Below are 16,163 nucleotides of genomic sequence, written 5' to 3'. Positions count from 1 at the left end.
CCTTCTTCATCATAATTAAAAGGGAGAGGTTATTATGAAAAAATGGTTGATGCTTGCTGTCGTTTTGATGATGACATGGTCGACGTTCTCAGTTGTTTTCGCGGATCATAACGGCAATCCTGGTAAACAAAAAGGGCATCATAAAAAAGGGGAACCTTTCAAGCTTGGAGTAGAAGTCCTTTTAGATGAAGAGAAAGAACTGATTGAAGGTAAGAATGTGGGTCTGATTACAAACCCGACCGGTGTTGACCAAAACTTGAACAGCATCGTTGATCTGTTACACAACGATGAGGATGTTAACCTGACGGCGTTGTATGGCCCGGAACACGGGGTCAGGGGCAGCGCTCAGGCTGGAGAGTATGTGGAGTTTTATACAGATGAAGAAACAGGACTTCCAGTTTACAGTCTTTATGGCAAGACTCGAAAACCGACTCCGGATATGTTAGAAGACATCGATGTGCTGCTGTTTGATATTCAGGACGTAGGCACACGTTTCTATACGTACATCTACACGATGGCTTATGCGATGGAAGCAGCTCAGGAAAATGACATCCCATTTGTCGTCCTTGACCGTCCGAATCCACTGGGTGGAGAAAAAGTGGAAGGTCCGGTTTTGAATGAAGACTACAAGTCCTTCGTCGGAAACTATCCGATCCCACTACGCCATGGGATGACAGTTGGGGAGCTTGCGAAGTTTTTCAATAACGAGTTTGAGATTGGTGCGGATTTGACGGTCGTGGAAATGCAAGGGTGGAAGCGGAGCATGGATTATGATGAGACAGGACTAGAATTCGTTGCTCCTTCCCCGAACATGCCGACCGTTGACACGGCTTTCGTATATCCGGGCGCAGCCTTGATTGAAGGGACAAATGTATCTGAAGGGCGCGGTACGACTCGACCGTTTGAATTGATTGGCGCTCCTTTTATTAATAGTACAGATCTGGCGGCAGAGATGAACGCTTTCAACCTACCAGGAGTAAGGTTCAGAGCGGCATCCTTCACCCCATCCTTCTCGAAGCATGCAGGGAAATTGACTCATGGGGTGCAGATCCATGTCATCGATCGTGAAGAGTTCAACGCTGTAGAAACCGGTGTCTATCTCGTGAAGACGATTCATGACATGTATCCGGAAGACTTCGAGTTCCGTGCGGAAAACTCAGCAGGCGTCTCCTTCTTCGATCTATTAGTTGGTAATGGATGGATCCGCGAAGCTATTGAAAACGGCGAGTCCGTAGAAAATATGAAAGACCGTTGGGAAGACGATCTTAAAGACTTCAACAAAGTAAGAAAACACTACCTCCTTTATAAATAACAACAAGAAGAATAAGGGATAATTTGACACACCAGGTCATCCAGAATATGGATGACCTGGTGTGTATATTTTTACCAGTAAGCGGCAGTTGTTGAGTCATCGGTCTCAAGTGGATGCGAATTTGTTACAAGAAGTTGGACTTTATGATAAAATTTGTAAATATTCATACATATTTGACAAATGGAAAGTGAGGTAATAAGCATGGGTGCACAATCAATGTTAAGTGGGGCATGGAACAGGCTTTGGACGATGCACTACGAAGCAAAGGATTTACTGAGTTTTATGGTGAAAGGAAGTGGCGGCGGAACGTCAACGGCGTCTCAGACGAACGAGAAGTCAGAAGGTCAGGACCCGGGGCCGTCCTTTGATACGCGTCAGAAAGTGGGTCTTTTTTTGGGACCAATTTTGTTTGCGCTTACACTTTTGTTTTTAGAGGCGGACGGGTTATCGCAAAGTGCTGTAGCTGTTTTAGCTAGTACCATCTGGATTGCCACGTGGTGGATCACAGAAGCGATTCCAATTCCTGCAACATCCCTTCTGCCGTTGATTCTTTTCCCTCTCACCGGAGGGCTGGACGGTGGTGCGACGGCTTCTTCCTATGGCGATAATACGATCTTCCTGTTTATGGGTGGTTTCCTTATTGCGCTTGCCATGCAAAAGTGGAACCTGCACAAGCGGATGGCCTTGTTTATCATCGCATCCGTAGGGACAAGCACCGAACAAATCGTGCTTGGGTTTATGGTTGCTACGGGGACCTTGTCGATGTGGATTTCCAATACAGCAACGGCCATGATGATGGTCCCGATCGGCATGGCGGTTATCTATCAAGCTTCTGAACAGTTGAAGAAAAAAGGGGAATCAGTGGATCACGAGAATTTCAATTTCGGTAAAGCGGTCATGCTCGGGGTCGCCTATAGTGCTTCCATTGGTGGACTGGCAACTCTAATCGGAACACCACCGAACACGATTTTTAAAGCCGTTGTTGAACAAACCTACGGAATCGAAATCAGCTTCGCTGGTTGGATGGCGTTCGGTGTTCCACTGACGATTCTGTTCTTAGCACTCGCCTGGTTCTATTTGGTTAAAATTGCTTTCCCTATGAAAATTAAAGAACTGCCCGGGGGCAGAAAAGTCATTGGGGAGGAGAGGCGTGCGCTCGGTGTCATGAGTGTAGAAGAAAAAATTGTCATGACCGTGTTCGCTTTGACAGCAGTAGCGTGGATATCGAGATCATTTTTACTCGTACACATTAATGAAAATATCAATGATACGATGATCGCGATGAGTGCAGCCATTCTCCTTTTTCTCATACCTTCAAAAAACAAAAGAGGAGATTATCTTCTGGATTGGAACACAGCGAAAGGGCTGCCGTGGGGAATCCTGCTTCTCTTTGGTGCAGGTCTAGCTATTGCTGCTGGATTTCAGGAAACGGGGCTTGCTGAATGGATTGGTACGCAGCTGACGATTTTAGATGGTGTCAATCTGATACTGATTGTTGTCATCGTTGCAGCGCTCGTTATCTTCTTAACGGAAATTACATCGAATACGGCCACAGCGACGATGATGTTTCCGATTATGGCCTCTCTAGCCAGTGCGATCTCGGTTCACCCGTACAGCTTAATGATTGCAGCGGGTGTAGCGGCAAGCTGTGCATTTATGCTGCCTGTGGCAACCCCTCCGAACGCCGTCGTTTTCGGTAGTGGCTATTTAAGAATTCCGGATATGGCTAAGGCCGGACTCTGGCTGAATATTGTTGCCGTCGTTTTAATTACAATCGCAATCTATTTCTACTTACCGTTCGTTTGGGGGATCGATTTAACGACATTCCCGAATCGCTTTAACTCATAATAAAGGATGATGGACATGGAAGCTGCACAACCGAACAGACAACCCTACACGCCTGAACAAAGTGAATTTTGGCGTGTCACCACCGCTTTGATGTTAGCTTCCTTATCCATATTCTCAACCTTATATGTTTTTCAACCACTGCTTCCTGTGTTTACTGACCAATTTAAAGTTTCCGCTACGGAATCCAGTTTACTCATGTCAGCATGTGTCATCGCCATGGTCGTCGGTCTATTTATCCTCGGTTTTTCTGCCGATCGATATGGACGTGCTGTTGTCATGAAAGTTTCCTTGTTTATTACAGCAGGGACTCTCATCCTTTTGCCATTCACGCCAACATTCGGGTGGATGGTTGTGGTGAGATTTATACAGGGCTTCTTTTTAGCGGGCATCCCTGCGGCAGCGATGGGGTATTTAGGAGCTGAGGTCGCACATAAACACTTGGGTCTAGCCATGACCTTATACATATCCAGCAATGCCCTCGGAGGAATGGGAGGGAGAGTTGTAGGTGGATATGTGACAGATCTGTTTAATTGGCAGTCGACCTTATATATTTTTGCTGCGTTTGGACTGCTCTCAGCTTTGCTATTTTTAGTCCTTTTTCCAAAAGAACGCTTTTTCGAAAAAACAAACCAGTCCATCGGTGATGATTTGAAAGGCATGCTGGTTCATTTGAAGAGCCGGTCGATGCTTGTTTTGTTCCTCATGGGTGTATTGCTGCAAATTGTCTTTACGGCTATTTGGACTTACATCCCTTTTCATTTACAGGGAGATCCGTTCAATTGGTCATTAAAATGGATCGCTTTTACCTACTTTGCCTATGCATTTGGAGTCCTCGCGCCCCCGCTGGCAGGACGTGTGTCTGATGTGATTGGGTTGAAAAAAGTGATGTTCACTGGTGTGACGATCCTCATCGCTGGTGCCTCCCTTACCGCACTTCCAGCTGGAACGTTTGTACTCTTAGGACTCTGCCTCATTTGTATGGGTTTCTTTGTCGCTCATTCCATGGCCGCTGCCCTTGTCAGCAAATCCGCGACCCATCATAAAAGCGGAGCCTCAGGGTTTTACTTGATCAGTTATTACATCGGGGTAGCTGTGGGCAGCACGGCCATCGGTACCCTATGGGAAAACTACCAATGGACAGGTGTGTTGAGTGTCACTTTCATGCTCATCCTCCTATTTATCTTTCTGCCACTCTATAAAAATGAGTGATGTAAACCATTATCCAAATACTGGATGACCTGGTACACCTTTTTATGGCAATGACCCATGTTATAATACGGATAGATGAATTTGTGCTTCTGATCATGAGAATAAACAGAGTGTGATAGATATGGATGTTAAAAGAAAAGGAGAGGATAAAATGGAAGAGACTCCTCTCGTGAAGGGAAATCAGGTTGACCATCAGACACGCTGTGCGCACTATCACAGTGAAGTTGATGTGATCGCCATACGTTTTCACTGCTGCGGGGAATATTATGCGTGTTATTCCTGCCATCAGGAACAAGCAGACCATGAACCGAGTCAATGGCCAAAGCACAAATGGGATGAGCGTGCGATCTTATGTGGAAGCTGCAGCCATGAGTTAACCATTCATGAATATATGAAGTCGTCTCAATGCCCTGTTTGTCTGCATGGATTTAATGAGGGTTGCCGCCTGCATTATCCTTTATATTTTGAGATGTAACCGTCCATCATCGTGGGCGGATTTTTTATGTTGGAAGGAGGAGGGGGGGAGAGGATTGGAAAGTGCCTTAACAAGAGGTGAAAGTGACTTAACTTAGATTCAAAGTTTCCTAACGGTGTTGAAAGTGACTTAGCACTATAGAAAAGTGACTTAACGCCAACTAGACCAATAGAGAATAAAAAATCCACTAAAAAAGGTGAGTCTATAATTAGGCTCACCTTTTTTAAATCGTGTAGATTTATTCCCCTACAACAAACTCAAAGTTCCCTTCAAACTTAACTTCTTTCCCTAGTAGAACACCGCCAGTTTCAAGAGCCGCATTATACGTTAATCCGTAAACTTCACGATCAATTTTTCCACTCACATCAAAACCTGCGATCGTGCTGCCATCCATAGGGCTCTTGGATGTCCCGTTATATTCAACGGTGAAGGTCTCCTGATGAGTCACTTCTTTAATGGTGAAGTCACCGGTTACTTCGAATTCATCATCCGAAACCTTTTTAATGGAAGTGCTGCGGAACACAAGGTTAGGGTATTGTTCAGCTTCGAAAAAGTCGCCGGAACGAAGGTGGCCGTCGCGCTGTTCGTTCCCTGTATTGATAGAAGATACCGGAATAGTAACGGTCACTTGGGCAGAAGGTAAGTCATTCAAATCACCGGAAAACTCTACGTCGAATGTTTCAAATTCACCCTTCGCCTTTGATACCATCATATGCTTAATTTGGAAATTCAAGCTGCTGTGGACTTGATCCAACGTTAAATTTGTCATCTTACATTCTCCTTTGAAATAAAATAGTTTTAATTCTAAATAAAACTATACTCCTCAATTATTTTGAAGTCAAGATATTTTATGTCGAGATATTAAAAGTGTGCAAAAAAAAGCCCTGGACCTAGGGGTGTCCGGGCTGCCTGTAAATGGATTCATTTGTTCATTCGAAAATGGGCATTCAGTTGCCCGCGAAGCATCCGTTCCATTACCTTCCCTTTATTGGAAGACTGTAAATCTTTCCGGATCTCGTACGTTTGTACACCTTCCTCTCGTTTGTCAGCAATTTGCAAGAGGGTTTCAACATCAGAAAAAGAATACTTGCGTGTTCCTCTCTTGGTACGTTCTGGATAAATCAATTCCCGCTCTTCGTAATATCGGATCTGCCTGAGAGAAAGGCCTGTAAGTTCGTTGACCGTACCAATCGAAATGACTTTTTTGTGCTTGTAAGACGACATCACTTCTCCTCCTTGATGTTGCACCTCCTTATGGTCGTTCGACCCTTGAAGCGAGCGCTTCGAGCTCCGTTAACGTTAACGATTTGAGCATTTCGTCAGAGGCTTGATACATTCCTGCATCAATAAGTTTTTGGATGTAATGTTCTTTCATACTCTCAACGGCGGTCCTCAAATGGTTCTTCATTAAGGTTCACTCCCGTATGTGTGAAATACTTTCTTATTTGGCACAGTAAATCGTCGGGTTGGAAAAAGAACGATGATCTCCTCCTATTCTTATCTGATGAATATAGAATAGCGGAAAAAATCATGTATGTCACTTAGTATGTAAGAAAATCTAACATAAAACTATTACATTGTTAAGTTTTATAACATGAACACATTCGACTTTTTTCACCTCTACCTCTGGAAAGGAAATGGTATTATAATAAAGAAAAATTAATTGGATAAGGTGGGAACATGGATGGCTTTAATGACTTCAGATCTAACGATGACAGATGCGCTGAATAGCATAGGAGAGAACATCTTGCTTGCAGACCTCAATTATGATCTGGTGTGGATGAATGATGAGGCCAAAAATCTTTTCACAAAAATTGCTCCGATGTTCGGGTATGAGCACGTGAACGATTTAATTGGGGAGAATATGGACAACTTTTATACCGATTCTTTAAAGAAACAGGATCGTATGGAAAGACTGAATAAGAAACATCAAGTGAGGATCAACATAAAGAATAAATTTGTCGCCGATACAGTCATTACACCAATGAAAAATGCAGAGGGGGAAACCAGTTACTATACCATCATGTTAATGGATGTAACAACGAAGGCTGAGGAAGAGGAGAGGAAGGATCATCTCATTGAGTCCCTTTCCATTCCTATTCTGAAAGTATGGGACCATGCAGTGGCTATTCCGCTCATTGGTGATTTGGATGAAAAAAGAGTGGATCATCTGATTTCCTCGCTACTGAAGGAATGTACGGAAGGTGATATCCAATACGCTTTAATAGATTTAAGCGGTATTCATAAATTCAATGACCAGTTCAGCAGACATTTAAAACAGTTGAATCAGTCGCTGCAATTAGTTGGAACCGAATGTCTTGTGGTTGGGATTACACCAAAACTTGCTCTTACCTTCCAATACTTCGACAAAGGGTTGAAAACATTCAAAAATACCTACGCAGGATTACGTTACATTATACAATATGACTCTTAAAGGAGACTTGCCCCAGGCAGGTCTCTTTTGCATAAGTAGGAGAGGAATTTGGTCAGGGTGCATGATTTATAGTTTATCACCTGTCCATTTAGTGAATGATTTGGATAAAAGGACGGTGAAGGAACATGTGGATGAAACACTCATTTTTTAAGTACATCACAGCGGCTATACTTATCCTTATCCTGTATTATTTTTTAGAAAAACTAGAGCTTTTGAATCCAGTCAAAACGATTTTCGGGACTTTATTTTATCCGATGTTAATCGCTGGGTTCCTTTTTTATATTTTGCGGCCTGTTGTACACTTTATGGCAAGATCAAAATTCCTTCCCCTGCCTGTTGCAATCCTCTTTGTTTTTGCCGTAATCGGGGCGCTTATTTATGGAGGTATCCGTTTTTTAGCGGGTACGATAAAAAAACAGATTACGGATATCTCGGAACTCCCTGAAAAAATCAAACAAACGGCAGAAGAGGCGGGTCAAAAGCTTGAGCAAAATGATATGGGAATGGTTTCTGTTGCTTCCATTAAGCAGCGTGTAACAGAATATTTCGGTGGATTGACTCAACAGATTGGTGAGCACATGATGAGTGTTTTTTCAACCATCGCTGGTGCGACCACAGTGTTAATCATCGTTCCTTTCGTTTTGTTTTTCTTTTTGAAAGATGGCGACAAACTGATTCCTTTTTTAAAAAGAGCCTTACCTGAAAAACATAAGCCTAGGGGAGAAAAAGTGCTCAAAGATTTAGATTATACAGTCTCATCCTATGTGATCGGACAAGCGACTATTGCTGCTGTGGATGGCATTTTGACATACATCGGTTACGTTATTATAGGTCTCGATTATGCACTAATCCTGGGTATATTCGTTATGTTAACTTGTATTATTCCCTTTGTCGGTCCTGTCATTGGTGCCATACCGGCAATTGTGGTCGCTCTTATGCAGGAACCCTCCATGGCCATTTATGTGATCATCACGTTTATTGTTGTCCAACAATTAGAGGGGAATTTAGTTGCCCCCTTGATCTTTGGAGAACGATTAGATATCCACCCGTTAACGGTTATTTTGCTACTTGTGGTAGCCGCACCGTTGTATGGAGTGGTCGGGATGATTATCGCTGTCCCTACTTATTCCGTAATAAAGGTATTGCTGAAGCATGGGTATGATTTTTATCGACTCTATCATTCTTGAATAGAAAAGAGTCCAGGAATTTGTTCCTGGACTTTTTTAACTTTAAGTTATCAATTTTTGAAGTGGACGTTGCTTATAATAAAGCCGCTTTTAGGAAGGGCGGGCATCTTCTTCAAACTGTAGCTGTAGTCTTGTTTTGGAACATCATAGCCTAAATGCTTGGTCATGTAACGAAAACTTGCCTGCAATACTTCAATGGTCGGCCATTCTCCCGGGCAGCGGTGACCTTTATAATACCCGCCTCCGCCTTGAGGAACCAAGTCGAACAATCCGCCATCCCAGTCGATGAATCTCTCGGGATTGAATTGATCCGGATTCTCCCAGATTTTAGGGTCATGGTTGATTCCATAAATGTCGATTAAGACCAGTTGATCTTTTTTAAATGGGTATTGCTGCCATGTGAAATCATGGTCGACCCTCGCTCCGAGAAAAGGAACGAAGGGGAAGTATCGACGGACTTCCTGTGCGAACTGGAATAGATATTCATCATCCAGGGCGACGCGCGTTTGAGTTTCTGGATGTTCATGAAGGGCAACAGCGCCGAATGCGATGAATTTAGAAATGGCTACTAGTGGACGAATCACATTCAATACTTCAATAGCTGCCATACGTGCGTCTAACGGTTGACCTTCCAAATCTTTATGCATAGCCATTTCATAGATGGCTTTTCCTTTTTCTGCTTCAAGGTTCCCCTTACGAACTTGTAAGATTAATTCTTCTATCCACTCTTCCGACCGTTTGCGTGCTCTCCGGCTTTCGATGTGCTTTGGTCCGACCGCACTGAATCCATCAATCATATTACTCAAGTCTCTGGTCCTTTTCTTTACTTCCTTTTCCGCTAATGGGATGCCGGCCCATTCACAAGCGGTCCGGCACAGCAGTTCCCGGGACTCGTCATAAAGCGTCACCTTTTTCATGCTGCTCCACTTTTTGGTGAAGTGTGCCCAGTTCTTCGTTGTGATTTCATACAATTCCTGGAGGGCATCGGGAGTCATGAGTGACATGAACAACAACTTGCGATGCGTGTGTGCATCCCCGTCCATTGTCTGAATGGCATCTTCACCGAACAACGTTTTCAATACTCGTTTAGGTAAAGCATCCTTCCGGTTCATACGACTGGTATCATAAAAAAGTTTTGCCCCTTCAATTCCGCTGAGGAGAGCTACTTTTTCTCCTAAAACCCTCGTTTCATATACATCCAAATGGTGATTCTGAATCCGTTTTGGTATGAAGTTGTATCCGTCTTTAAAAATGGCTAGTGTATTGTCGATTGTCTTGTCTTTTGGCACTTTAACCGTCATTATGTAACGCCTCCTATACTAGCAATCTCATCATCTTCTTTATTCCTTTTTCTCCATCTGAATAAACCGTCTTAAAAAACTTCATAAAACCTATTGAATTTTCATGCATGAAAATGTATAGTTACTAACTATCGCAAATTGTTTATTTATACTTAATTATGCATAAAAATGACAAAGGAGGCCGAATCATGGCTATTCAACAATCAAAAGTAAGCAGTATTCAAACATCCACATCCTATACAATGAAACAATGGATGAAATTTTTTCTACCATCTTTGGTCGGGGTCTTATTATTCCTCGTCCCGATCTCTGTTAATGGACGGGTGACGATCGGACTTGGTTTGATGGCAGATGGGCTCCAAGCGGCCCTTGGCCCCTGGATTCCTGCGTTTATGACCATTATAATCTCGCTCTCCGCTATAGGGAGTGTGGGCGTAAAAGTTGTAAGCAACAAGATAAGAAATCATCCATTCATAGCGAATGTTTTTGATGTAGGACCGTTTTGGATCGTTTTACGTTTCCTTGGAGCAGCTTTTGCTATTCTGACGCTCCTTGAGGCAGGACCCTCTTATATCGGTTCAGAACTGACAGGGGGCGTTGTCCTCTATGACTTGATTCCTGTTCTAATGGTTTGGTTTCTATTTGCAAGTTTATTTATGCCGCTGTTGCTGGAGTTCGGTTTGATGGACTTAATTGGAACGGTCGTAAGAAAAGTGATGCATCCACTGTTCAAGCTGCCTGGTCGTTCATCCGTAGATGCGATGGCTTCGTGGATGGGGAGTGGGACGGTAGGTGTGCTGTTGACCACCCAGCAGTATGAAAATGGTTACTATTCCAAACGTGAAGCGGCGGTTGTTGCAAGTAACTTTTCAATTGCATCCATTGCGTTCAGTCTCGTGATTGCGAAGTTTTTATCAATTGATCATATGTTCGTATCTTTCTATTTTACGGTCGTTGTCTGCGGGATTGTAGCAGCTGTCATTTGTCCGAGGATCCCACCACTTTCTTTGAAAAAAGAAACGTATCACGAACCTGTCGGGAAACAGATTGATGAAATTGTGCCAGAAGGGACATCCACTTTCAAATTCGGTCTTGACCAGGCGGTAGCCAAAGCCGATCAAGTGAAAAGTGCTGGGTCCATAGTGAGAAAAGGAATCTATAATGTAGCGGATATTTGGTTCGGCCTAATCCCCCTTGTCATGGCTCTTGGAACGATCGCCCTTGTCATTGCTGAATTCACCCCGGTGTTTACATGGCTTTCCTACCCGTTCATTCCGTTTTTGAACCTGCTGCAAATTCCGGAGGCTGCAGAAGCCGCACCGGCGATGATCGTTGGATTTGCGGATATGTTCCTGCCAGCTGTGGTTGGAAGTGGGATTGAATCAGAATTGACGCGTTTCATTATCGGAGTCATGTCATTAACACAGCTGATTTACATGTCTGAGATTGGTATCCTATTGATTAAATCCAAAATTCCGATCAATTTCTTTGAGCTTTTCGTAATTTTCCTGCAGCGTACAGTCATTACTCTACCGATTGCTGCTCTGCTTGCTCATCTATTATTCTTTTAACCTTACCTACAGGAATGAAGGAGATTTCTAGATTTCAACTAAAGCTCCTTTATTCTTATTATGAAAACAAAATACATTAGAAACTTGGACTATTACATCAGGAGGAACACTATGACACAACATTGGACACATCGATTAGAACGGATGTCGGAGAGGCTTGCCCCGAGCATGGCTAAAGATCATCCGAATCTGCCAGTCATTAAAGAGGAAGGGTGCTATTATTACGGCGTGGACGGAAAGAAGTACTTAGATTTCACGTCCGGGATCGCTACGACAAATGTAGGGCACCGTCATCCAAAAGTAGTTAAAGCGATTAAAGAAGGAGCAGACAGTCTTGCTCATGGACCATCAGGTGTCATCATCTATGAATCTATATTAAAGCTGGCTGATCGCCTTGCTGAAATTATGCCTGGAATCCTGGACTGTTTCTTTTTTGGAAATAGTGGAACGGAGGCTGTAGAGGGAGCGATCAAGTTAGCGAAACATGTTACGAAGCGGCCTTATATTGTGTCTTTTATTGGAGGGTTCCACGGAAGATCCATGGGAGCTTTAAGCGTAACAAGTTCAAAGAGTAAATACCGTCAATTTATGCAGCCTCAAGGGTCCTACCACATCCCTTTTGCAAGAATGGAAGATAGTCCGAAAGGGGATGACCCGGAAGTCTATGTTGTCCATCAACTAGAGAAGGACTTCCAACGATTGTTTGACCATCAAGTGACACCTGATGAAGTCGCTGCTGTCATTGTAGAACCTGTGCTTGGGGAGGGTGGATATGTTGTCCCTCCGAAAGCATGGTTGAAAAAGCTTAGAGAACTATGTGATGGATATGGTGTTTTACTAATCTTTGACGAAGTCCAGACTGGGTTTGGGAGAACAGGCGAATGGTTTGCTGCTGATACGTTCGAGGTTGTTCCGGATATCATGGCAATTGCTAAGGGGATTGCGAATGGCATGCCTTTGAGTGCTACAGTGGCCTCTAAAGAGTTGATGCACCAATGGCCACTTGGAAGCCATGCGACGACTTTCGGCGGGAACCCAATCGCTTGCTCCGCAGCCAATGCGGTTCTTGATGTCATGGAAGAGGAACAGCTGCTTGAAAATGCGAAGGAGCAGGGGGCTTATGCGGCTGGGAAGTTGAAAGAGCTGCAGGAAAAACACCCTGTCATCGGGAATGTCCGTTCAATTGGCTTGATGATTGGTATTGAAATCGTTGATCCTGTCACGAAAGAGCCAAACAGTGAAGGACTTTTTAAGATTCTTGATCAAGCCCTTGAAAATGGGGTGCTGTTTTACTTTGGTGGAAATAAGACTGAGATTATCCGGATGATTCCACCTTTAACCATTACAAAGGACCAAATCAGTGAAGGTTTAAAGATGTTTGAAGAAGCGTTGGTTTCATATGAAATGGAGATTGGAATGTCTCCTGTGTCATGAAGTTAACAAAAAAAGGCGTAGCTGAATATCAGCTACGCCTCGTTTATTTACAATAGGGGAGGTCATTACATGCATAGGTTTCGCTCCTCCTTTATTGTTTGTGGGGGTTTTACATAGCCGACTTTTCCGGGGAAGCGTTGATTTCTGATTTCTTTCCTTTTGGTTTAGTGAATAGCCGATAAATTGCTGGGATGAGCAAAAGAGTGGTGAACGTCGCAAAAAGAAGCCTGGAAATAATGACTGTAGCCATCGGTGTATGATGGCCATCCTGTAGAAACTGTGGCTAGAGCAGGAGGTAGCATTCATAACAATAAATGAATGATATATAGGATCCATTCCACTACCCTATTTTTTCCATTCAATATATAAGCGTCTCAAAACTTGATATCTCATCTTTGAGTGTTGTAGAGTATGAAAGAGCTATTATAGGTAGGAATAGGGGAACGAATCCTGACTAAGGAGGATCTTTATGGAAACAAAAGAATTGAATAAGGGGAGCGGATGGGCGCTGCTCCCGTTTGGAGTATTTATCTTGCTTTTTATCGGCTCTGGAATCCTAACCGGTGACTTTTATAAAATGCCTGTATTGGTGGCTGTATTTGCTGCCATTCTCGTAGCCCTCTTTATGAATAGAAAAACGGCTTTTCAGACGAAATTACAGCAATTGACAGAAGGTGGAGGGCATTCCAACATTATCTTAATGGTGATCATCTTCTTATTGGCAGGCGCTTTTTCTACAGTCGCTGAAGGGATGGGAGCTGTTGATTCAACCGTCAACTTAGGTTTGAGCATATTACCAGGAAACTTGCTGATTGTCGGTTTGTTTATCATCGCTTGTTTCATTTCCATTTCCATGGGAACTTCTGTGGGAACGATTGTGGCTCTTGCGCCCGTTGGGATGGGTATTGCAGAGCAGACAGATGTCGCAGTTGCTCTAACGATGGGAGGGATCGTCAGTGGAGCTATGTTTGGAGATAACCTTTCCATCATATCTGATACAACGATTGCCGCCGTTAGGACACAAGGAACAGAAATGAAAGACAAGTTCAAAGCAAACTTCTTTATCGTCCTTCCGGCTGCGGTCGTAACGGCTATTATTTTTGGTGTGTTGACAACGGATGCAGCTTCCACGCTCCAGGATGACCATCCGTTTAACGTTGTAAAAGTGTTGCCGTATCTTGGAGTTCTTATTTTTGCAATTATGGGCATCAATGTTATTTACGTCCTTATGGGAGGTATTGGTTTCGCGGGATTAATCGGCCTATTGATGGGGGACTTTTCAGGAATAGAATTTGTCACTCTTTTAGGCGACGGGTTTGCCGGCATGCAGGAATTGGCTTTGCTGGTCATTCTGCTTGGGGGACTTGTTGAATTGATTCGTCAAAATGGTGGCATTGATTTCCTTCTTCGTAAAATAAGTCGAGGTGCTCAATCGAATCGAGGCGGAGAATTCAGTATCGCAGGATTGGTCAGCGCCGTGAACGTATCTACAGCCAATAATACGATTTCCATCATGACAGCTGGTCCTCTGGCTAAACAAATTTCAGAACGGTTTGAGATTGACTCCAAAAGGTCAGCGAGCTTATTGGATATCTTCTCCAGTTCTGTCCAAGGTTTGCTTCCATATGGTGCACAAATTCTGTCAGTGGCAGGAGTAGCAAGCATTTCACCTGTCAGTATTGTCCCTTTCTGTTTTTATCCGATCCTGCTAGCTCTCTCGGGAGTTCTGGCTATCGTATTTCGTTTTCCAAAGTTTACGATTCGAAATTAATGGATTCAAAATAAAAGAATAGGGAATATTCACAGTACCAGGCGTTCCGTCTGGTACTGATTTTATGATCTGGATTTATTTTTTAAGAGGAGAATGATTTATGGAAGTTTCCATTGAGGACATTAAGAGCAGCCATATTGAAGTGCTGCATAAATGGGAAATGGACGAAAAACTCCAAGTGCAAACAGGTGTGGATGTCCCGCGTACATATGAGCAATTCTTTAAAGCTTATGAATCCTACTTCAATGGTGAAAAGCCGAATTTATACATGAAAGCTGTGGTTTTGGATGACCGATTAATTGGAAAGGTGGAGTTGTTCCGAACGCCAGGAAAAGATTTTATCGGTATGGTCATTGCTGAAAAGAGGAACTGTGGTGTTGGAACAGAGGCTCTTCGGTTATTTCTTGAAGAGATTTATGCCCTTTTTGGCATGGAAAACGTTTTTGCCGAAGTTTACGAGGATAATCAGGGAAGCTTGCGCTTTTTTGAAAAAAACGGGTTTGTACCGACAGGGGATATCACAGAAGAATGGTTTCGAGGTAAAGTGAGACCATTAGTAACATTGAGAAAAGAACTTGAATGACGCCTGTCCATCACAAAATGATGGGCAGGCGCTTTTTATTCTATGGTGATTCTCATGTTGTGTTCGTGTGAAAGAGCGGCTGCTTCGTTGACGTCCGTCAACTGAAGGGCATCTTCCTTCTTGATGGTCGGCTCCACTTGATTGAGGATTTCATCAACCCATTGTTGCAGAGGGGAATGGATAGCAGCTGGGAGTTCGGGGTATGTCCATTCGTTCATCCCATGGGAACGGCTTTTGATCCGTACCTCGCTTCCTTCAACCATAAGTGTCCCATCTGTCCCGTAAATCTCGAGCTGGAAAGGACTCCCGGATGACACAAAACTTGATTCCAAGACTGCAAGAATACCTGATTCATACTCTACGGTGGCAACAGAGTGATCATCGACACCCCGGCCTGTGAGTGAATGCAATCGTGCGGATACAGCCTTTGGTTTTCCGGCGAGGCGATTCGCCAAATAAATCGGGTGGGCCCCAAGGTCGATCAAAGTCCCCCCTCCACATTGGTCCTTATTAAAAAAACGTTCAGGGAGCCAACCATTCGGATGGTCATCATTGGGGACCGCTCCATTATGAGCCACACGGCAGCGAATCATATTTACAGTTCCTAGCACACCGTCATCTACAACTTTTTGGGCATATAGATAATAGTCAGAGGTCAATCTAGGTAAGGAGATCATGAAATTTACGCCGGTATCCTCTATGCTGGAGAAAATTTTTTCATCATCTTTTCGACTTGAAGAGAGCACTTTCTCTGTGTAGATATGTTTTCCATGGTTGGCAGCGTCCATGATGATTTCCATATGGAGATTTGTTGGACTTGTGAGAATGACACCATCGATTTCCGGATCTGAAAGCACTCGCTTGAGGTCGTCATCGAAAGGTACACCAAGTTCCTCCGCCCACATTTTGCCCCGTTCTATATCTTCATCCCAGACTTTTGAAATGTGAATAGCGGGATTTTCAGAAGCTTCACGTGCATAATCAACGGCATGCACGTGCCACTTGCTTAATAATGCTACACGAATCATTGGTTCAACT

General features: G+C 43.6%; 15 protein-coding genes. 10 read left to right on the top strand and 5 right to left on the bottom strand.

Annotated elements, in window-relative coordinates; all coding sequences use genetic code 11:
- Positions 1–34: 34 nt before the first annotated feature.
- The 4 genes from HFA01_RS09330 to HFA01_RS09315 all read left to right on the top strand — a co-directional run bounded on the left by HFA01_RS09330 (position 35) and on the right by HFA01_RS09315 (position 4,844).
- The gene (locus HFA01_RS09330; protein WP_146815525.1) at positions 35–1,312 is read left to right on the top strand and encodes an exo-beta-N-acetylmuramidase NamZ family protein; all 1,278 of its coding nucleotides are present in this window, start codon (positions 35–37) and stop codon (positions 1,310–1,312) included.
- A 216-nt stretch (positions 1,313–1,528) separates the two neighbouring features.
- Positions 1,529–3,160, top strand: coding sequence for an SLC13 family permease (locus HFA01_RS09325; protein WP_146815854.1), 1,632 nt, complete (start codon positions 1,529–1,531; stop codon positions 3,158–3,160).
- Positions 3,161–3,175: 15 nt separating this feature from the next.
- A complete protein-coding gene (locus HFA01_RS09320; RefSeq protein ID WP_146815523.1) occupies positions 3,176–4,369 on the top strand; it encodes an MFS transporter in 1,194 nt (397 codons plus the stop codon).
- Positions 4,370–4,520: 151 nt separating this feature from the next.
- Positions 4,521–4,844 carry a CHY zinc finger protein gene (locus HFA01_RS09315; protein WP_146815521.1) on the top strand — a complete coding sequence of 108 codons (324 nt, stop codon included), beginning with the start codon at positions 4,521–4,523 and terminating at the stop codon, positions 4,842–4,844.
- A 238-nt stretch (positions 4,845–5,082) separates the two neighbouring features.
- Here HFA01_RS09315 and HFA01_RS09310 read toward each other — a convergent pair whose 3' ends face one another.
- From HFA01_RS09310 to HFA01_RS09300, 3 genes are all read right to left on the bottom strand, one after another.
- Positions 5,083–5,613, bottom strand: coding sequence for a YceI family protein (locus tag HFA01_RS09310; RefSeq protein WP_146815519.1), 531 nt, complete (start codon positions 5,611–5,613; stop codon positions 5,083–5,085).
- A 152-nt stretch (positions 5,614–5,765) separates the two neighbouring features.
- Positions 5,766–6,068, bottom strand: coding sequence for a MerR family transcriptional regulator (locus HFA01_RS09305; protein ID WP_146815517.1), 303 nt, complete (start codon positions 6,066–6,068; stop codon positions 5,766–5,768).
- A 28-nt stretch (positions 6,069–6,096) separates the two neighbouring features.
- Positions 6,097–6,252, bottom strand: a complete 156-nt coding sequence (locus HFA01_RS09300) for a Fur-regulated basic protein FbpA (protein ID WP_146815515.1) — start codon at positions 6,250–6,252, stop codon at positions 6,097–6,099.
- A 276-nt stretch (positions 6,253–6,528) separates the two neighbouring features.
- Between HFA01_RS09300 and HFA01_RS09295 the strand changes: the two genes are divergently transcribed.
- Together HFA01_RS09295 and HFA01_RS09290 are read left to right on the top strand one after the other, a co-directional pair.
- Positions 6,529–7,278 (top strand): STAS domain-containing protein, encoded by a 750-nt coding sequence (locus HFA01_RS09295; protein WP_146815513.1) that lies wholly within the window; start codon positions 6,529–6,531, stop codon positions 7,276–7,278.
- A 125-nt stretch (positions 7,279–7,403) separates the two neighbouring features.
- Positions 7,404–8,465: an AI-2E family transporter gene (locus HFA01_RS09290; protein ID WP_146815511.1), complete on the top strand. Its 1,062-nt coding sequence runs from the start codon at positions 7,404–7,406 to the stop codon at positions 8,463–8,465.
- 50 nt (positions 8,466–8,515) lie between these two features.
- Here HFA01_RS09290 and cypC read toward each other — a convergent pair whose 3' ends face one another.
- Entirely contained in the window at positions 8,516–9,766 is a 1,251-nt protein-coding gene (gene cypC / locus HFA01_RS09285; RefSeq protein ID WP_146815509.1) for a CYP152 family fatty-acid peroxygenase CypC, read from the bottom strand.
- A gap of 188 nt (positions 9,767–9,954) precedes the next feature.
- On the opposite strand from cypC, the gene HFA01_RS09280 reads away from it, so the two are divergent.
- From HFA01_RS09280 to HFA01_RS09265, 4 genes are all read left to right on the top strand, one after another.
- Entirely contained in the window at positions 9,955–11,337 is a 1,383-nt protein-coding gene (locus HFA01_RS09280) for a YjiH family protein (RefSeq protein WP_146815507.1), read from the top strand.
- Positions 11,338–11,448: 111 nt separating this feature from the next.
- Complete coding sequence (locus HFA01_RS09275; RefSeq protein ID WP_146815505.1) at positions 11,449–12,771, top strand: aspartate aminotransferase family protein; 1,323 nt, start codon at positions 11,449–11,451, stop codon at positions 12,769–12,771.
- Positions 12,772–13,240: 469 nt separating this feature from the next.
- Positions 13,241–14,542: a Na+/H+ antiporter NhaC family protein gene (locus HFA01_RS09270; RefSeq protein WP_146815503.1), complete on the top strand. Its 1,302-nt coding sequence runs from the start codon at positions 13,241–13,243 to the stop codon at positions 14,540–14,542.
- 100 nt (positions 14,543–14,642) lie between these two features.
- On the top strand, positions 14,643–15,125 hold the full coding sequence (locus HFA01_RS09265) for a GNAT family N-acetyltransferase (protein ID WP_146815501.1): 483 nt from the start codon (positions 14,643–14,645) through the stop codon (positions 15,123–15,125).
- Positions 15,126–15,160: 35 nt separating this feature from the next.
- Here the strand turns inward: HFA01_RS09265 and HFA01_RS09260 are convergent, their stop codons facing one another.
- Positions 15,161–16,153: a Gfo/Idh/MocA family protein gene (locus HFA01_RS09260; protein WP_146815499.1), complete on the bottom strand. Its 993-nt coding sequence runs from the start codon at positions 16,151–16,153 to the stop codon at positions 15,161–15,163.
- Positions 16,154–16,163: the final 10 nt, after the last annotated feature.

The sequence above is a fragment of the Halobacillus faecis genome (assembly GCF_007991335.1).
Classification (GTDB): domain Bacteria; phylum Bacillota; class Bacilli; order Bacillales; family Halobacillaceae; genus Halobacillus; species Halobacillus faecis.
The sequence above is the reverse complement of the archived record's forward strand: the minus strand, read 5'-3'. Positions and strand labels throughout refer to the sequence as shown.